The organism is Acinetobacter thutiue (assembly GCF_030385805.1).
Taxonomy (GTDB): Bacteria; Pseudomonadota; Gammaproteobacteria; order Pseudomonadales; family Moraxellaceae; genus Acinetobacter; species Acinetobacter corruptisaponis.
In genome coordinates this window covers 217,172-235,286 of the sequence record NZ_JAUDZE010000002.1, presented here as the reverse complement: position 1 = coordinate 235,286, position 18,115 = coordinate 217,172, and the positions used below count along the sequence as shown (strand labels likewise).

Sequence of the window (18,115 nt, the reverse complement as noted above, 5' to 3'; positions counted from 1 at the left end):
GACTAGAGTTACCTTAAATCGCTTCAATGACACTTCAATGAATAAAACATGAACAGATGATGACGAAAAAAGAGACCTGTATGAGGCCTCTTTTTATTTGCAAAACCTAGTGTTTTGCTCGATTGGTAATTAAAGTACCGACCCCATGATCGGTAAAGATTTCCAATAAGGTGGCATGTGGAACACGGCCATCGACGATGTGCGCGCTGACCACACCACCTTTCACTGCATCCAGTGCACACCCCACTTTAGGAATCATGCCACCATAGATCACACCAGTCTCAATCAGGCGATCAACTTCCTGCGTGCTGAGTCCAGTCAACAGGTTTTTATTCTCATCCAATACGCCTGTGATATTGGTCAAGAGAATCAGTTTTTCAGCACCCAATGCCTCAGCAACTTTCCCCGCAACCAAGTCTGCATTGATGTTATAGGTATTGCCCTCTTCATCCACGCCCAAAGGCGCAATCACTGGAATAAAGTCACCTTGAGTAAACATTTCCAGTACATCTGTTTTAACACCTGTGACTTCACCCACCATACCCAAATCAATTTGAGTGACTGAACCGTCGGCTTCCTGTTTTTCCATCAATAATTTACGGGCACGCAGCAAGTTGCCATCTTTACCCGTTAAACCAATAGCACGGCCACCATGCTGGTTGATCAGGTTGACAATGGATTTATTGACGCTACCGCCCAAAACCATTTCAACCACTTCCATGGTGGCAGCATCAGTCACACGCATCCCATCAATACGGTCAGATTCCTGCCCAAGACGCTTCAACAATGAATCGACCTGTGGACCGCCACCATGCACCACAATTGGATTTAAGCCCACTGTTTTCAACAACACGATGTCACGAGCAAACGAACTTTCCAGCTCTGGATCAGTCATGGCATTGCCACCATATTTGACCACCAGCGTTTTTCCTGCAAAACGCTGGATATACGGCAAAGCTTCAATCAAAATTTTTGCTTTATCAATGCCGATATGCTCGTGTGGCATGCGCCCTCTCCTTATTAAGCCTGTGCAAGTTCTTGTGCAATTTGTGGATATTGATGTTGCAGCATAGAAACAAATTTTTGGCGAATCTCAGTTAACCGATCTGGATGATCTGCATCAAAGCGGACAGTGAAATATTCACCTGTATTGGATGCTCGAATAATGCCAAAACCATCGTCAAAATCAAGCCTTACCCCATCAATTTTACTTAAACGAGCGCCTAAATGATGGCTTAGAAGTTCAATGTCATCCAAAACCTGTTTAGGATTGACCTCATGCGTACTGATATAGGTATCTTCGGTACAATATCGTTCAGGGTAAATACTGAGTAATTCAGACAGACTCTTAGCATTGGACTGGGTGAGGTATTCCATTACCCGTAATGCGGCATACAAACCATCATCGTAGCCAAAGCCACGTCCATCATTAAATACATAGTGGCCTGCATATTCACCACCAAATACTGCTGTACCTTGCGATTTGGACAAATAGGCACGCAGGAAACTGCTGCCCGTACGGATCATTTTGGCCTGACCATCAAGTTGCCCCACCGTATCAGCAACCATCCGAGAGCATTTCACATCAAATACGATTTCTTTATGCGGATGTTGTTGTAAGCACATTTGCGCAAATAAAGAGATGAGGCGGTCAGGACTAATAATATGTGCCTGTTCATCCAGCAATACCACCCGATCACCATCCCCATCAAGGGCAATGCCCATATCCGCTTTTTCAGCAATAATCGTGGCCTGTAATTGCTGCAAATGGGCAGCATGGGATGGGTCAGGTGCATGGTCTGGGAAATGGCCATTCGCCTCACAACGCAATGCAATGACTTCACAGCCCAATTTCTGCAAGACTTGTTTGGCGCAGTGTCCTGCTGAACCATGTAAACCATCCAGAACAATTTTTAAGGGGCGCAGCAACTGAATATCATTCAGTAGCGACTGCTGATATTGTAGACAATATTGTGAGTTAAACTGATGAGAAACAGTCTCTACATAAAGATCATCATTCATGGATAAAGAGACTTGGGCCAACTGCCCCACCTGTTGAATGGTTTCTGGACTTGGTGGTTCACCCTTTAAAATCCACTTGATGCCATTATCCGATTTGGGATTATGACTGGCAGTCACCATAATGCCATTCCCACCAAAATCACGGGCAATGTAGTACATCATCGGCGATGAACAGCAACCGATATTGGTCACGTTCAAGCCTTGTTGCTCTAATATTTTTTGAATGATATTGGCATAGCTTGGGCTGGTTAAACGTGCGTCATAGCCAATCACAATTTGATTCTGCTCAGCATATTTATATTGTTGGGCTAAAGCATGGGCAATGGAACATATAATATTCGGTGTCAGATGAGACAACTTTCCACGAATATCGTAGGCACGAAAAATATTCAGAGGAAATATTTGTTGTATATTCACATAAAACTCCTCTTAATAGTCAAAAACATACATTATAAAAAAAGTAACGATTAAAAGGTTTAATCGTTACTTTCATTACCTTTATTCATTTCTATTTAGAATATACATGACTCATCGAAATATTGTTTTAATATTACAGTAAATCGTAAACTTAGTTTTTACCTGTATGCCCAAAACCACCTGCACCGCGTTCGGTTGCAACAAATTCTTCAACTTGTTCAAATTCTGCCTGTACCACAGGCACTAAAACATATTGTGCCAAACGTTCACCTGGCTCCAGACGGAAAGTGTTTTGTCCACGATTCCATACAGAAATCATCAACTCACCTTGGTAATCCGAATCAATTAAACCCACTAAATTGCCCAATACAATGCCATGCTTATGGCCCAAACCCGAACGTGGCAAGATCAAGCCCGCAAAGTTTGGATCTTCAATATAAATTGCCAGACCAGTTTTGACTAAAACCGTTTCACCCGCCGCAATCTCAATCGCTTTATCTAAACAGGCGCGTAAATCTAAACCTGCTGAACCTGTAGTTGCATAAGCAGGCATCGCCCACTCCTGACCTAAACGGGCATCCAATACTTTAACCTGAACTTTCATGACAAATTCCTACTGATGATTTATTAACGTTTCAATAAAGCTCTTAAATTGGCGAGATGTTGTTGAGCCTGTTCTTTTGGATCAACATTAGGGGCAAGTTTCTTTTTACGACCATGCCACTCCAGTTCATCCTGTGGTAATTCATCCAGAAAACGGCTTGGAGTCATTTGACGCATCTGCCCACCATTCTTGCGTTGCTCTGCCAAAGTCAGGGTTAGGCCCTGACGCGCACGGGTAATTCCCACATACATTAAACGGCGTTCTTCCTCAATCGTTTCAGCCGCAATCGAGTTTTTATGGGGCAATAACTCTTCTTCCAGACCAATCATATACACATACGGAAATTCCAGACCTTTTGCCGCATGTAAGGTCAATAAGTTAACCTTGTCGGTATCTTCCTCTTCTTGCTGCTGCTCCAGCAAATCCAGCAACACCAGTTTACGAATCACGCTTTCAATATTTTTCTCATCAACATCATCAGCACGATTAATCAGGTTTTGAATACTGGTATATAGACTCTCGATATTGTCGAGTTTGGTTTTTTCCTGTGCAGGGGTCGCAGCCTGTTCACGTACATAATCAATATAGCCTGCCTCGTTGATCATCTGGCGAACTTTAGGCACAGGTTCATCATCATCCAACAGTTCACGGGTAAAGGTTGCAATAAAATCTGCAAACTCATGCAACTGTGTGGCCGCTTTCTTTGGCAACACCATTGACAGCCGTTGATCCGAAGAAGCAGTTAACAGCGATAAGGTATTTTCCTGTGCAAACAAACCCAGCTTTTCCAAAGTCACAGGCCCAATCGCACGTTTTGGCGTGTTAATAATGCGTAAAAATGCGCTGTCATCTTCAGGATTGATAATTAAGCGTAAATAGCTCATCACATCCTTAATTTCGGCGCGGGCGAAGAATGATTGACCACCTGACAATTTGTAAGGAATCTGCATTTGGCGCAGTTGCGTTTCCAGAACCCGTGCCTGAAAGTTACCGCGATATAAAATTGCGTAGTCTTTCCAGTTTTTGCCGTTCATCAGTTTATGCGTAATCAGGTCTTTCACCACCCGTTCCGCTTCATCATCGTCATTTAAACAGGTGATAATCCGAATGGTTTCACCATGTCCCTTGTCACTCCACAATTTCTTGTCAAAGATATGTGGATTATTGCCAATAACGGCATTGGCTGCTTTGAGGATACGGCTGGTGGAGCGATAGTTTTGCTCCAGCTTGATCACGTTTAAATTATGAAAATCTTCTTTCAGCAACGCCATGTTTTCAGGCTTTGCTCCACGCCATGCGTAAATGGACTGGTCATCATCGCCAACGGCAGTGAACTGCCCCATCACCCCGACCAGAAGCTTGACCAGGGTATATTGGGCAGTGTTGGTATCCTGATACTCATCCACCAATAAATAACGGACACGGTTTTGCCATTTTTCTCGCACCTCAGCATTTTCCTGAAGCAAGCGGGTTGGCATCACGATCAAGTCATCAAAATCAACCGCATTATAGGCACGTAGGTTACGTTCATAGAGTTGATACAAATGGGCAAGCTGAACATCTTCAACCGTTTCACAAACCGAATGCGCCTGTTCAGGAATGATGAGATCATTCTTCCAGTCTGAAATCTTCTTCATTGCCTTGGCAATGAGTTCCTTACTCTCCGCACCAGACAGGTTGTCACGCTGCATCAAGTCCATCAGGATACGTTTGCAGTCATCAGCATCTAAAATGGAAAAATTATTTTTAAGCGGTAAATGTTTAAGTTCCAAACGTAATAAATTCAAACCAAAGGTATGAAACGTTGAGACAGAAAGCCCTTTGGCCTCTTCACGGGAAAGTAGTTTCCCCACACGCTCTTTCATCTCACGTGCGGCCTTATTGGTAAAGGTCATCGCGGTAATACGGTAGGCAGGTATCCCACATTGCTTCACCAAATAGGCAATTTTTTGGGTAATCACAGATGTTTTACCAGAACCTGCTCCTGCAAGCACCAACAAAGGCCCTTGAACATATTTCATGGCTTCATATTGCTTGTCATTGAGTTGACTACCAGTCGACATCTGTACATACCCCTCATTTTTGAGCCCGATTTTGCGAGACTAAGTATAGACATCTCCGTTTTAGAATCCTAATCCTAAATCTCAGGATATGTATAAATTATGATGCCTCGCTCAACCCATACGTCGCCACTCGTCGCACTAGTTATGTTAAAAGTTCCAACACCCTAATTTTGGGCAATAAAAAACCAGCCGAAGCTGGTTTCCCACAAATCAGTAAAGAAGATTACTGTTTTGCATAAATGCTGATTTCAACACGACGGTTTTGTTCACGGCCAGAAGCAGTGCTGTTGTCCGCAATTGGGTTTGATGAACCATAACCTTGCGCATCGATACGGCTCGCTGATACACCCTGACTTGCCAAATAGCTTTTTACTGACTGAGCACGCGCTTGAGACAATGGAATATTGATTGAGTCATTACCTGTATTGTCTGTATAACCAGTTACAAGAATCGCACTCTGGTTATCTTCAGCCAAAGTTTGCGCCACTTTGTTCAAGGTACCATAGAAGTTTGGCTTAATGTTTGACTTGTTGGTGTCAAATGTAATGCTACCAGGCATAATCAATTGAACTGAACCATCTGCATTACGGCCCACTTCTACACCAGTACCCTGCATTTGTTGACGTAGTTTTTTCTCTTTATCGTCAAGATATAAACCGCCAGCACCACCAAGCACCGCACCAATTGCCGCAGCACGGTTATTTTGCTTACTTGTGTTTGCATTACCTTTAGATATGCCATAACCTGCCGCAGCACCAATTATTGTACCTAGGGCAGCTTTATCATATTCTACGCCACCCATGTTATTACCTGTAGTTTGGCAACCAGAAAGTACCAATCCAGCCCCAACCAGTGTTGAAATTACTAATGCACGCATTGCGTAGCTCCTGTCTATGTATTTTTGTCTGATCAAATAATGAATGAGAAAATTCAGCTAGACCATTGATATTTTGTTAATAATAAACAATTTATTTATCTTTTTGTAATATTTTGATGCATTTTACTTCATAAAATCCTCATATTCTCTCCATTATTTTCAATTTATCGGATTTCTAAAAATATGAGATATATGTTTCAATAAAAGTTATTTAAGAACTTTATAAATGCTGGGTGCTTCACATATGATAAAGTGGATTAAAATTGCAGAAAATGGGTAAGTCCATAAAAAATGTCAACATCTTCAAATATACAATTGTATTGCAATTTCCGTTGTTTATAGTTGGAACATCTTTTTAAATCTCTGTACTCAAGGTTAGATTTATGTCTACTGCCCATAAAAAAGCATCCTTATTGCAAAAAGTCAGTAAAGGACTCACAGTTGGTTCAGTCATTACAGGAAGCACGTTTTTACATGGCCCCCCTGTTTTGGCACTCGGTTTTACCAAGCTGTTTAAAAAATCAAAAAAAGTAGACGAAACCAATATTCAATTGGCCAATAGCTGGATTGGTGTAAACAACCACCTGATTGAAAAGGTGCTGCCAAACCTAAAGTGGGATATCAGCATTGATGAAAAGCTTGACCTTAATTTACAGGGCCGCTATATGATGATTTGCAACCATCAAAGCTGGGTGGATACCACGGTGAACCAGTATTTTGGTTTAAGCCGTATGCCCCTCACCCGTTTCTTTACCAAATGGGAACTTATTTTCATTCCGTTTGTGGGTCAGGCATTTAAAATCCTGGGCTTTCCCATGATGAAGCGCCATACCAAGGAACAGATTGCAAAAAATCCTGAACTGAAGTCACGCGATATGTATGAGGCGCGTAAAGCCTGCGAACAGTTATTGAGCCAGCCGTTTACCCTATTAAACTATCTGGAAGGCACACGTTTCACTCCAGAAAAGCATGCACAGCAGCAATCTCCATATAAAAACCTGCTCAAGCCTAAAGCAGGCGGTCTAGCATTGGCCTTGAATATTCTGGGAGATAAGATTGATGCGCTGGTTGACATGACCATTGTCTACCCAGATGGCGTACCAGATTATGGAGATTTCTGGCTTGGCGATGTTCCACGCATTGCAGTGGATTTACGTCAAATTGACATTCCTGACTGGGTGGTGGGTGGTAATTATGAAGATGATCCTGTTTATCGGGAACGTTTCCAAAACTGGGTGGATCAGGTCTGGACTGAAAAAGATCAACTCATTACTGAAATGAAATCCAAATATAAGCCATAATTTCTTTAGGGATTAAACAAGAACATGACCCAGCAGGACTCAGGACAAAACTCTAAATATAGCTATGTGAATCCGAATAGTAAGTTCTTTAAGCTATTCCTCGCCTATGACATTTTCATGGTCTTTATTATTGTTTTCAATCTGTTCTGTCTGGGCATGAACTTTTTCCTCATGAGCAACATTGGAGAATGGTTTTTTAATACTATCCATCTTCCCAGTGTCCTTGAGTTCTATCGTACATATTTACATCCCTGGGTGATTACCACTGAAGCATGGTTTATTATTTTTTTAATCATTGAGCTGGGGGTACGCTGGCTGCTCTCAATTGTGCAAAAACATCATGCACGCTGGTGGTTTTTTCCCTTTATCCACTGGTATGAAATCCTGGCCATCATTCCACACCTGCGTTTTCTGCGTCTATTTCGTGCAGGTATCATCGCCTATCGGTTATATGAACTTGGCTACAAGGTCATTCCAGACAATATCCGCATTAAAGCGATGTTTTATTACCGTGTGATCATGGAAGAACTGTCTGACCGCGTGGTGATCACCGTGATTGATGGTGTCAGACACGAACTTGAAACCAGCTCCACGCACAAAAAGATTATCCACGACCTGGTTGATCATCATCGCGAATTGTTTACCATCACCCTTGCCTCCATGCTACAGGAATCTCTAGCCAAGGCATTGCAACAGCAACAGCCTGTGATTACGCAAAAAGTGGGCATCATCGTTAATCAGGCGATTGAGGATACACCTGAACTGACACAACTGCTACGTTTGATTCCCATTGTGGGTGGACGGATTGAACAGCAGATTCAGAGTATTGGACAACGTCTGGGGGAGAATATCAGTGCGGGTTTAATTGAGCCATTTACAGTAGGTTCCCCAAATCGCCCCAATGAAAACTATCAACTTATCGCAGAAAAGGTCAGTGAACTGAACATTGACAACCAATATCTGGAAGAGCTGGTGGAATCCGTGGTATTTGAAAGCCTTGAAGCGATACGAAAGCAGGTCAAGGTGAAACAGTGGCAGCAAACTTTGCAGGAATACGATCAATTGGATAAAAAATCAGAAAGTTGACAAGAAAATTTACCAATCAAGCTAGAGAATTGCTGTAATTTGTTCTAGCATTTGCTCTTATTTACAACATATGCAGGGCAATTGCCCTTATACAATAGAGTGCTTAAAAAAGCCCTGAAGGATAAATTATGGCTGATATACGGATTACGGGCAGAATGGTGAATTTTAGTCGACTAACTTTCGACACAAATGACCATGCTGCAATCCGACAGCAACTGACAAGCACACTCAATGAGGGTTCTTATTTAGGGACGTTGGTCATCATTGACAGTACCGTCGAGCAAGAGCTGATTGCCCTGATTCAACTGTTAATTGATTTGGGTCTACAGCCAATGGCGGTGATTGATGGTATTTTGGGAGATGAGGCACGCGCAATCCAGTTCCCTGTTCTGCCTACGGATCAGCCCTTGCAGCGCATCAAGGCCTCTAAAGAGCAGGTCGTTGACCATGCACCTGAAAAAACAGTCAATAGCACTGCAATACAAACACCACAAAAAAACACATCGGTTACGCATGTCACCTCTTATCATGATGAGATTTTGCGTACAGGCCAGTCTTTGGTACAGGATCAGGGCGATATTATCCTGAATGCTGGCATGAATAGTGGATCAGAAGTGATTGCATCTGGAAATATTCACATCTATGGCAATGCCCGTGGTAGAGTCATTGCAGGCGCAGGTGGACATGGCTCAGCACGCATTTTCTGCAATTCTTTGGAAGCGGAACTGATCTCGATTGCAGGAACCTATTGTGTGGCGGATGATATCCCCAAAGATATGATCAAAAAACCTGTACATATTTATTTAAATAACAAGCAAGAGCTTGAATTTGAACCCTTACAGTTTTAACTTAACTGATTAAGTCAAAAAAGCACCAAAAAGCCCTTTTAGGGGCGTATGACCATAAATAGGAGTGGATTCGGTGGCCAAAATTGTTGTCGTAACGTCAGGCAAAGGTGGTGTAGGTAAAACTACAACAAGTGCATCTTTTGCAACGGGTTTAGCCCTACGTGGTCATAAAACTGTTGTGATTGATTTCGATGTGGGTTTACGTAACCTTGATTTGATTATGGGCTGTGAGCGCCGTGTGGTTTATGACTTTGTCAATGTCATCAATAATGAAGCCCGCCTACAGCAAGCACTGATCCGTGATAAAGACATTGAAAACCTGTTCATTTTGCCTGCATCACAAACACGTGATAAAGATGCGCTGAGTGATGAAGGTGTGGCGCGTGTCATTGACGAGCTTTCACAGGAATTTGACTACATTATCTGTGACTCTCCTGCGGGGATTGAACGTGGTGCGATTCTAGCCATGTACCATGCAGATGAAGCCATCATTGTCACCAACCCTGAGATTTCATCGGTTCGTGACTCTGACCGTATTATTGGTATGCTGGACAGCAAAACCAAAAAAGTCGAACAAAATGAAGGTCGTATCCGTAAGCACCTATGTATCACACGTTTCAACCCTGAACGTGCAGATAAACAGGAAATGCTGACCATTGATGATATTTCTAAAGATATTTTACGTGTTCCGACTTTGGGCGTGATTCCAGAGTGCCCAAGCGTGCTACAGGCATCGAACGAAGGTAAACCTGTGATTCTTTATCCAGAAGCGAAAGCTGGGCAAGCCTATGACGATCTGGTTGCCCGTTTCCTTGGCGAAGACCGTCCTTATCGACACATTGCAGTGCAGCCAAAAGGTTGGTTGGCTAGACTATTTGGAGCGTAATTATGGCAGGATTCTGGAGTAAACTGTTCAGCGGTGATGAAAAACCATCAAGTGCACAAACGGCTAAAGACCGTTTGAAAGTAATTGTTGCATCTGAACAGGGCTTGGGTCGTCGTTTAGGGCAAGACAAACTTGATCAAATGAAGAAAGAAATCATGCAGGTCGTGAGTCGTTACGTGCGTGGTGTGGATGAACAGCATATCCAAATGCAAGTTCGTTCAGAAGCCAATATCGAAATGCTTGAGATGAATATCAATTTACCTGAAGAACGATAGAAGTTTTTTCATTAGCGATTTTTCGCAAATAAAGGCAGAATACGCGAGTGGATTTGGAAAGCATTCCTTTCATCCACTTCAAGGATTTTGCCTTTATTGTTTTATAAAACTGAGGAGATTGTCATGGCATTATCACAGCCAGCAACTTTCAATGAAGAATGGTCAGATGAGCGTGTGTTTGCCTACCTCAACCAGCTTCCACCAGCGGGTGTAAATGCTGACTTCCATGTGCTCTATCATGCGTTCAAGCATATGCGTCCACATGACTATGAGCGTTTGATTACCAAGTTTCTGGCAGATGGCCGTGACCTGAATGCGACCAATCCAGAGGGACAGCGCATCCATGATGTCATCGCACAATATCCTCGCCAAAAAGAGGGTTTTCTGGAAGTTTTAGCAAAATTCGCTTAATAAAAAAGCCTGCATCATGCAGGCTTTTTCTTTATATCTCTTATTATCGGTTGCCAATCAAATACACACCTAATAACGTAAATATCCCACCTGAAACGCCATCAATCCATTTGGCAAAGTTTTGGTATGCAGTTCTAAATGCGGGCAAGGAAAAAACAAAGGCAACCAACAAGAACCATAGGAATGTCTCAATCGACACGATAATAAAAAGCAAGGAATGATGCTGGTTAAATAAAGGATTGGCTAAAAACAGTGAAAATACACTACCAAAGTAAATAATTGCCTTGGGATTCGACAGGTTGGTGAGCAGACCTTTCATAAAGAATAGATAAGGTGATTGAGGTAGGGTCATCTGTTTTACTGTTTCATCACCCTTTGAAAAGGCTGAGCGTAGCATCTGGAAACCGAGCCAGCATAAATACAGGCCACCTGCAATTAAAAGGCCCTGCTTTAGCCATGCCATCTTTTCAAAAATAATATTCAGCCCCATGAGCGCCAATAACGACCACAACATCGCACCCAAACAAATACCAAGAACCACCAATACCGCATCTTTGCGAGAGCTACTAATTGCAGTTTGGGAAACTAAGAAGAAATCTGGGCCAGGGGTAATCAATGCACAAAAATGAATAAAAATAAGCGTACACAGTGCAACCCACATAGCCAAACCCAATATTAAAACCTTAAAGGTTTAGCTTAAATAAAAAACGTGATTATTACCATATAAAAACAAAAAAATAAAAACGACAAAGCCTCAGAATAGAGGCTTTGTTAATGGAATATGATCGTTAAACCAGAATATCCCGTTTCCCATTTGCCCCCATTGCACTGACAATCCCATTTTCTTCCATTTGATCAACAATACGGGCAGCACGGTTATAGCCCAGACTAAATTTACGCTGGATAGATGAAGTAGATACTTTACGGGTTTCCAGTACAAAAGATACACACTGATCATACAGCGCATCCCGACTTGGATCACCCTCTCCATCCTCAAAACCACGGGATGTTGGTTCTTCATCAAATGGGGTCAGGATTTCATCGATATAATCAGGTTCACCACGTTCACGCCAGGCATCACAGATACGGTTGACTTCATCATCACTAATAAATGCACCATGTACACGTTCAGGTTCAATCTTACCAGGTCCAAGGAACAGCATATCACCATGACCAAGTAGGTCCTCTGCCCCACCTGCATCCAGAATGGTACGTGAGTCAATTTTACTGTTTACACGTAATGCCACACGGGTTGGGATATTGGCCTTAATCAGGCCTGTAATCACGTCTACAGATGGACGCTGTGTTGCAAGCAGTAAATGAATGCCTGCCGCACGGGATTTCTGTGCCAAACGGGTAATCATCTCTTCAGCTTTTTTACCAACCTGCATAATCATATCGGCAAACTCATCGGCCACGATTACGATCGAAGGGAGTGGAGTCAATCGCGGTGCGCGCTCACCCACCACTGAATCACTTGCTTTCCAGGTTGGATCAATCAGGTCCTCACCATTGGCAATTGCCTCTTCCACCTTACGGTTATAGTCACTGAGTTTACGGATTTTCAGGAACGACATTAGTTTGTAACGGCGCTCCATTTCATTGACACACCAGTTTAATGCGCTGACTGCATCTTTCATGTCAGTGACTACTGGCGTTAACAGGTGTGGAATATCATTATAGTTGGCCAGTTCAAGCTGTTTCGGGTCAATCAGGATCAAGCGTAACTGATCAGGCGTATATTTCAGCAACATCGAAAGGATCATTGAGTTGACCGCAACTGATTTACCCGAACCCGTAGTACCCGCAACCAGCATATGCGGTGCCTTGGCTAAATCGGTCAAGACAGGATTGCCTGAAATGTCCTTACCCATCGCCATACTAATTAAATTATTCGGATCGCGGTAAGTTGGCGTTTCCAGTAGCTCAATCAAACGCACCATTTCACGCGTGCTGTTTGGCACTTCAATGCCGATATACGGTTTTCCTGGAATGACCTCGACCACACGCACCGATGCCATTGACATTGAACGCGCCAAGTCACGCGAAATATTGGTGACTTTGGATGCCTTGACCCCTGGCGCAAGATCAAGTTCAAAACGTGTGACCACTGGACCTGGCTGGGCTTCCACCACCTGTGCCTTGACATTAAATTCCTGTAGCTTGATTTCCAGAAGCTCTGACAGTCGGGCTAATTGTTCAGCAGTGAAGTTCACCTTTTTATTTGGATCAACATCATCCAGCAGTTCCAGCCCTGGTAAGGTTGGCAAGTCGTGGCGTTTCTGCGCCACCTGCATGGCACGTGACATTGGACGACCAAAGGAATCGGTTAATGGTGCATCCAGATCAAAATCATCTTCAATATCCAGGTCTGCATCAGGTTCAGCCTTACCTGCGGTCTCCTGCCAGGCCTCAATAAAGGCTTCCTTGGAAAGTGTCTCTTTTGGAGTGGCAATTTCAATTGGCGCTTTTACAAAAGCAGAGGACTGAGCATAACTTGCAGCTTGAGGTCTTATATTTTCCTGCTCCTCTTCAACAAGAAGATCATTAAACTCATCAAACGCTTCACTTGTAGAACTGTGCTTATCTTCCTGAACAGAATTTTGAACTGAAGACGCATGTGGCTGGACTACAATGGTTTGTGCCGATTCTGCGATCAATGCCTCTATATCTGCTTCAAACTCCACCTCATCCACTTGTTCATGAAAGTTTGAATGTGCTGGAATGTCCTGTGTAAACGGTGTATGCGTTGCAGTTTTATTATTTGGGACGGCAGCCAACAACTCATCAAAAATCTGGTCATCATTCCAGTCTAAATTGCTACCGCTCTCTCTTTGCAAAGCAGGTTCAATCCGTTGAGACTGCATCGTATTGTAGGATGCCACATGCTGATGAGAATCATCGGCAGCCTTTAACAACGCATCAATCTCCTGTTTATGGCTAATGTCATCGCTTTGCAGCGCGCGCCATACCTCACCCGTCTGAATCAGGCGTTGGCTTTCCGCTTCCAGTTGATGTGCCTTTTGCAGGGTTTGTTCAAAATCCTCAATGACATGGGCTTCTTCTGATTGGGCAGTTTGCTGCTCTTTCGCAACCACATCCGCAAATAGTTTTTCTGCCATCTGTTGATGATGTGAATCACCCACTTTAGCTGATTGATCATTCTGTTCTAAATCAACCGCTTTAATGTCAGGAGTATTCGCGACCGCAGACTCAGTTTTAGCTTTATTTTTAATGGCAGGTGTTTCTTTGGTCAATTGTTCAGTGAGGTCATAGGCCGACTCGGTCTGTGGTACATTTTTATAAAACAGGTCCTGCAAGTAAGCGGGCGTATTTTTCAATGTCACCCAGGTTTTATCCCACTGGATTCCAAATGCCAAGGTAATCAATACAATGCCAAATATCAGTAAGAATAAGGTTGCCCCATAAATCGTCAGCAACTGCGATAAACTCTGTCCCAACTCATAACCGATAATACCACCCGCCGCATTTTCCAGCGTGTCGGCTGGCATATTCCAGTGTAAATACAACAAGCTTGATAAAGATAAAATCAGGAAAAACTGGGCCGCATAACGGAACGGGCGATTTAGAAAACTTCTTGGCCACCAGACCTGAATTGCTTCCATAAACAGGAACAATGGAATCAGCAGGCTTGCCCAGCCTAGAAAGCCAAACAACAGGTCCGCAATCCAGGCACCTGCCACCCCACTGGCGTTGGAAACCTGCTGGGTATCACTGGAAATATGCATCCATCCTGGATCAAATGGTGTATAGGTCACTGTGGCAAGAAATAGGTAAATGCCAAAAGAAATCAAAAATAATGTCATTAAAAAGCGTTGTGCATAAACACTTGACACCGCAGTCATATACAGTCCTGTAACCCAATTCATTTATCATTAGAATTAATGAAGTTCATCAAGAATCTTCAATCAATACGCTCTCTATTATGCACTCGTTCTTACAAAAAAGATGCACGATTGTTTACTGTTGTTGTTAACATCGTGGGCGTGTTGACTTTATCGCAAAGCACTGGCGAAATATCAACAACCCTATTGATGATATAGCCCAATTCGATTGAGTTTATCAATATTATCCTCATGGATTTACGCCACTCCCCTGTGGATTCACGTATAATTTTAGCATTTTCAATATAAAAAGGATGTTCTTTAATGAGCGCTCGTCACTCACGGTTGATTATTCTGGGTTCTGGCCCTGCGGGTTATAGTGCAGCGGTATATGCGGCACGTGCCAACCTCAAGCCAACTCTGATTGCTGGTTTGCAGCTTGGTGGACAGTTGACAACGACCACTGAAGTGGATAACTGGCCAGGTGACCCAGAGGGATTAACTGGTCCTGTATTGATGGAACGCATGCAAGCCCATGCTGAACGTTTCGGTACAGAAATTGTCTATGACCATATCAATGAAGTCGATTTGAAAACCCGTCCATTTGTCCTGAAAGGCGACATGGAAGAATACACCTGTGATGCGCTGATTATTGCAACAGGTGCAACTGCGCAGTATCTGGGTCTGGAATCTGAAACGGCGTTTATGGGTCAGGGTGTGAGTGCCTGTGCAACCTGTGATGGCTTCTTCTATAAAAACCAGAATGTCATGGTTGTGGGTGGTGGTAACACTGCGGTTGAGGAAGCGCTTTATCTTTCAAACATTGCGGCGCATGTAACGCTGGTACACCGTCGTGACAGCCTACGTTCCGAAAAGATTTTACAAGACCATTTATTTGCCAAAGAAAAAGAAGGCAAGATCAGTATCATCTGGAACCATCAGGTTGATGAAGTGCTTGGTGACAAGACGGGTGTAACCGCTGTGCGTATCAAGTCCACCCAGGATGCCAGCACACAGGACGTTCAGGTTCAGGGCCTGTTTGTTGCGATTGGTCATAAACCAAATACCAGCATGTTTGATGGTCAGCTTAACCTGCGTGATGGCTATATTCAGGTTCAAAGTGGTACTTCGGGTAATGCAACGGCAGCTTCCATTGAGGGTGTGTTTGCCGCAGGTGATGTGGCGGATAGCGTTTATCGTCAGGCAATTACCTCAGCAGGTTCAGGCTGTATGGCTGCACTGGATGCAGAAAAATACCTCGACAACCTGAATTAATTACCGCTCTTCATCTTAATCTTACGTTGACAGTCCAATGGATTGTCAACGCTCTTCAGTTCAGTTAGTTTAAAATTATTCTGACTAACCTCATTTCTTATGCAATCACTTCCCCTATCCCAATATATTTTTCCAAATCCTATGGAAGCTGATCCTGAGGGTCATGGTTTTATCTGTATTGGTGCTGATTTATCTCCATCAACCTTATTCGAGGCCTATACACACGGCCTATTTCCCTGGTTTAATGAAGATGAACCGATTTGCTGGTGGAGTCCTGATCCTCGCTGCATTATCCAGCCACAATCCTATAAACCCAGTAAATCCTTGCTGCGAAATATGAAAAAGCATGACTATCACATTACCATCAATCATGCCTTTGAAGATGTAATCCGTTCCTGCTCGCTGCCCCGTAGCTATGCCAATGAAACCTGGATTAGTGAAGATATTATTCAGGGATATTGTGCATTGTTTACAGCAGGTTATGCCTATAGTGTTGAAGTCTGGCAACAGGAAAAACTGGTTGGTGGTCTGTATGGGGTTACAATCGGCAAAGGCTGTTTTGGTGAGTCCATGTTTAGTACCGAAACCGATGTTTCCAAGATGGCTTTCTATACCTTGATGCTAATTGGACAGGAAAATCAGTTGCCCTGGATTGACTGCCAACTGGTTAACGATCATCTCCTCAGTCTGGGTGCCAGTACAATTTCTCGCCAGGCATACCTTAAATCGTTACAAGATGTAATTATTGCCCCCCCTATCAATTGGAAAAACTATCAGGAACGTGTATTTTCAAGTAAAACAATAGCAGTTAATGCAAAATTAGACGGTTAATGGACTAACGCCTTGGAGGGACAGATTCATGAAATCATACCAACCCAAGTCCCTTTTAAATGACTTACAGTATTACATCACGCCACCGCACGACTGTAGCTACCTCGACAATAAATCAGCGCGCATGGTGTTTCTGGACCCAATTCATCGGATTGATGTCGTCACATTATCTGAACTTTCCCGTGTCGGTTTTCGTCGTAGCGGTGATTTTATCTATCGCCCCGAATGTCACCTTTGCCGTCAATGCCTTTCCTGCCGTGTACCTATCAATGACTTTCAAATGAACAGCAGCCAGAAAAAGGCATGGAAACGCAACCAAGACCTGCAAATGAGCATCCTGCCGACATCACAGGCCTCACAACAACATTACGATTTATATGAGCGTTATATCAATGAACGCCATGCTGATGGGGATATGTATCCCGCCAGTCTAGACCAGTTTGAGAAATTTCTGGTGCATAGCTGTACGGAAAGCTTTTTTATTGAGCTTTGGAAAGACCAAAGGCTGGTTGGAGTTTCAACCTGTGATCTGATGGATGATGGACTTTCAGCGGTTTATACTTTTTTTGATCCAGATGAACAAAAGCGTTCACTCGGTGTTTTTGCCATCCTCAAGCAGATTGAATATGTCCGCACATTAAATCTTGATTATCTCTACCTAGGCTATTGGGTGCCGCATTCATCCAAGATGAATTATAAATCCCAGTATACTCCACTTGAGTTACTGCTTGATGGACAGTGGCGCAGACTTAACCGCCCACTCTCAAACAACGAAATCCAGCAACTTGGAAACTCGTTGATGAGCACACTTCCATCTGAATGGAACAACCTAATTATTAAATAGCCTTATTGAAATAAGGCTGCAAAATCATCGGTGCATGTCTTGACCATAATCACGGCATGCTCCTTTGAGCCATCACTATTTGGATAATAGTTTTTTCGTAGATCAATCTGATGAAAACCCGTTTTTTCATATAGGCGAATTGCGGAAATATTACTTTCACGCACTTCCAGAAAAATCTGAACTGGATTGTTCTTTAACTGTTGAATTGAATGATCCAACAATTCATAGCCTAAACCCTTGCCCTGCTGGCTGGGATGAATTGCCATCAGCAATAGGTTCGCTTCATCCAACACAGGCTGCAAAATACAAAAACCCACCACCTGATTGGCTTTTTCATAAACGCTACATTGATAAGAGGTCAAGGATTCCTGAAACTGTTGCCTAGACCAGGGATGTGTCTGCACCAACCGCTCAATCTCAGCTACACGGTCTATATCGCTTTCCTGCATCAATCGAATCACGGACTGTTACCTTATAAAATACTGGTGCAGATTATCAGCAATTTAATGCAAAATTTGAATAAAAAAATA

At 43.1% G+C, this 18,115-nt stretch carries 17 protein-coding genes; 9 read left to right on the top strand and 8 right to left on the bottom strand.

Features of this window, described 5'->3' with window-relative positions; genetic code table 11:
* Positions 1 to 106: 106 nt before the first annotated feature.
* The 5 genes from argB to QTA56_RS07035 form a co-directional block, all read right to left on the bottom strand.
* Positions 107 to 1,006, bottom strand: a complete 900-nt coding sequence (gene argB, locus QTA56_RS07055) for an acetylglutamate kinase (protein ID WP_004682793.1) — start codon at positions 1,004 to 1,006, stop codon at positions 107 to 109.
* A gap of 14 nt (positions 1,007 to 1,020) precedes the next feature.
* On the bottom strand, positions 1,021 to 2,439 hold the full coding sequence (locus QTA56_RS07050) for a phosphomannomutase/phosphoglucomutase (protein WP_267980238.1): 1,419 nt from the start codon (positions 2,437 to 2,439) through the stop codon (positions 1,021 to 1,023).
* A gap of 151 nt (positions 2,440 to 2,590) precedes the next feature.
* Positions 2,591 to 3,043: a dUTP diphosphatase gene (dut, locus tag QTA56_RS07045; protein ID WP_267980237.1), complete on the bottom strand. Its 453-nt coding sequence runs from the start codon at positions 3,041 to 3,043 to the stop codon at positions 2,591 to 2,593.
* Positions 3,044 to 3,066: 23 nt separating this feature from the next.
* The gene (locus QTA56_RS07040) at positions 3,067 to 5,106 is read right to left on the bottom strand and encodes a UvrD-helicase domain-containing protein (RefSeq protein WP_267980236.1); all 2,040 of its coding nucleotides are present in this window, start codon (positions 5,104 to 5,106) and stop codon (positions 3,067 to 3,069) included.
* A 223-nt stretch (positions 5,107 to 5,329) separates the two neighbouring features.
* Positions 5,330 to 5,983, bottom strand: a complete 654-nt coding sequence (locus tag QTA56_RS07035; protein ID WP_267980235.1) for a YiaD family glycine zipper/OmpA-like lipoprotein — start codon at positions 5,981 to 5,983, stop codon at positions 5,330 to 5,332.
* Between the two features lie 383 nt (positions 5,984 to 6,366).
* Between QTA56_RS07035 and yihG the strand changes: the two genes are divergently transcribed.
* From yihG to QTA56_RS07005, 6 genes are all read left to right on the top strand, one after another.
* Complete coding sequence (yihG, locus tag QTA56_RS07030; protein WP_267980234.1) at positions 6,367 to 7,284, top strand: 1-acylglycerol-3-phosphate O-acyltransferase, YihG family; 918 nt, start codon at positions 6,367 to 6,369, stop codon at positions 7,282 to 7,284.
* 24 nt (positions 7,285 to 7,308) lie between these two features.
* A complete protein-coding gene (locus QTA56_RS07025; protein WP_267980233.1) occupies positions 7,309 to 8,370 on the top strand; it encodes a preprotein translocase subunit SecA in 1,062 nt (353 codons plus the stop codon).
* A 128-nt stretch (positions 8,371 to 8,498) separates the two neighbouring features.
* Entirely contained in the window at positions 8,499 to 9,218 is a 720-nt protein-coding gene (minC, locus tag QTA56_RS07020) for a septum site-determining protein MinC (RefSeq protein WP_267980232.1), read from the top strand.
* Between the two features lie 73 nt (positions 9,219 to 9,291).
* Entirely contained in the window at positions 9,292 to 10,104 is an 813-nt protein-coding gene (gene minD / locus QTA56_RS07015) for a septum site-determining protein MinD (protein ID WP_004682801.1), read from the top strand.
* 2 nt (positions 10,105 to 10,106) lie between these two features.
* Positions 10,107 to 10,379 carry a cell division topological specificity factor MinE gene (minE, locus tag QTA56_RS07010; protein WP_004676585.1) on the top strand — a complete coding sequence of 91 codons (273 nt, stop codon included), beginning with the start codon at positions 10,107 to 10,109 and terminating at the stop codon, positions 10,377 to 10,379.
* A gap of 123 nt (positions 10,380 to 10,502) precedes the next feature.
* Positions 10,503 to 10,790, top strand: a complete 288-nt coding sequence (locus QTA56_RS07005) for a PA4642 family protein (RefSeq protein ID WP_004676583.1) — start codon at positions 10,503 to 10,505, stop codon at positions 10,788 to 10,790.
* A gap of 43 nt (positions 10,791 to 10,833) precedes the next feature.
* On the opposite strand, the gene rhtC is transcribed toward QTA56_RS07005, so the two are convergent.
* Both rhtC and QTA56_RS06995 read right to left on the bottom strand, forming a co-directional pair.
* Positions 10,834 to 11,451 (bottom strand): threonine export protein RhtC, encoded by a 618-nt coding sequence (rhtC, locus tag QTA56_RS07000; RefSeq protein WP_267980231.1) that lies wholly within the window; start codon positions 11,449 to 11,451, stop codon positions 10,834 to 10,836.
* A gap of 127 nt (positions 11,452 to 11,578) precedes the next feature.
* Positions 11,579 to 14,656, bottom strand: coding sequence for a DNA translocase FtsK (locus tag QTA56_RS06995; protein ID WP_267980230.1), 3,078 nt, complete (start codon positions 14,654 to 14,656; stop codon positions 11,579 to 11,581).
* A 303-nt stretch (positions 14,657 to 14,959) separates the two neighbouring features.
* Between QTA56_RS06995 and trxB the strand changes: the two genes are divergently transcribed.
* The 3 genes from trxB to QTA56_RS06980 all read left to right on the top strand — a co-directional run bounded on the left by trxB (position 14,960) and on the right by QTA56_RS06980 (position 17,585).
* Positions 14,960 to 15,910, top strand: coding sequence for a thioredoxin-disulfide reductase (gene trxB, locus QTA56_RS06990; protein WP_267980229.1), 951 nt, complete (start codon positions 14,960 to 14,962; stop codon positions 15,908 to 15,910).
* 99 nt (positions 15,911 to 16,009) lie between these two features.
* Complete coding sequence (gene aat / locus QTA56_RS06985; RefSeq protein ID WP_267980228.1) at positions 16,010 to 16,741, top strand: leucyl/phenylalanyl-tRNA--protein transferase; 732 nt, start codon at positions 16,010 to 16,012, stop codon at positions 16,739 to 16,741.
* 28 nt (positions 16,742 to 16,769) lie between these two features.
* Positions 16,770 to 17,585 carry an arginyltransferase gene (locus QTA56_RS06980; RefSeq protein ID WP_267980227.1) on the top strand — a complete coding sequence of 272 codons (816 nt, stop codon included), beginning with the start codon at positions 16,770 to 16,772 and terminating at the stop codon, positions 17,583 to 17,585.
* A gap of 2 nt (positions 17,586 to 17,587) precedes the next feature.
* Here QTA56_RS06980 and rimI read toward each other — a convergent pair whose 3' ends face one another.
* On the bottom strand, positions 17,588 to 18,046 hold the full coding sequence (gene rimI / locus QTA56_RS06975; protein WP_267980226.1) for a ribosomal protein S18-alanine N-acetyltransferase: 459 nt from the start codon (positions 18,044 to 18,046) through the stop codon (positions 17,588 to 17,590).
* Positions 18,047 to 18,115 lie beyond the last annotated feature (69 nt).

Coding starts and splice junctions, on each gene's coding strand:
- argB (WP_004682793.1), bottom strand. CDS start 1,006: ATGCCACACGAGCATATCGGCATTGATAAAGCAAAAATTTTGATTGAA.
- dut (WP_267980237.1), bottom strand. CDS start 3,043: ATGAAAGTTCAGGTTAAAGTATTGGATGCCCGTTTAGGTCAGGAGTGG.
- QTA56_RS07040 (WP_267980236.1), bottom strand. CDS start 5,106: ATGTCGACTGGTAGTCAACTCAATGACAAGCAATATGAAGCCATGAAA.
- QTA56_RS07035 (WP_267980235.1), bottom strand. CDS start 5,983: ATGCGTGCATTAGTAATTTCAACACTGGTTGGGGCTGGATTGGTACTT.
- yihG (WP_267980234.1), top strand. CDS start 6,367: ATGTCTACTGCCCATAAAAAAGCATCCTTATTGCAAAAAGTCAGTAAA.
- QTA56_RS07025 (WP_267980233.1), top strand. CDS start 7,309: ATGACCCAGCAGGACTCAGGACAAAACTCTAAATATAGCTATGTGAAT.
- minC (WP_267980232.1), top strand. CDS start 8,499: ATGGCTGATATACGGATTACGGGCAGAATGGTGAATTTTAGTCGACTA.
- minE (WP_004676585.1), top strand. CDS start 10,107: ATGGCAGGATTCTGGAGTAAACTGTTCAGCGGTGATGAAAAACCATCA.
- QTA56_RS07005 (WP_004676583.1), top strand. CDS start 10,503: ATGGCATTATCACAGCCAGCAACTTTCAATGAAGAATGGTCAGATGAG.
- rhtC (WP_267980231.1), bottom strand. CDS start 11,451: ATGTGGGTTGCACTGTGTACGCTTATTTTTATTCATTTTTGTGCATTG.
- QTA56_RS06995 (WP_267980230.1), bottom strand. CDS start 14,656: ATGACTGCGGTGTCAAGTGTTTATGCACAACGCTTTTTAATGACATTA.
- trxB (WP_267980229.1), top strand. CDS start 14,960: ATGAGCGCTCGTCACTCACGGTTGATTATTCTGGGTTCTGGCCCTGCG.
- aat (WP_267980228.1), top strand. CDS start 16,010: ATGCAATCACTTCCCCTATCCCAATATATTTTTCCAAATCCTATGGAA.
- QTA56_RS06980 (WP_267980227.1), top strand. CDS start 16,770: ATGAAATCATACCAACCCAAGTCCCTTTTAAATGACTTACAGTATTAC.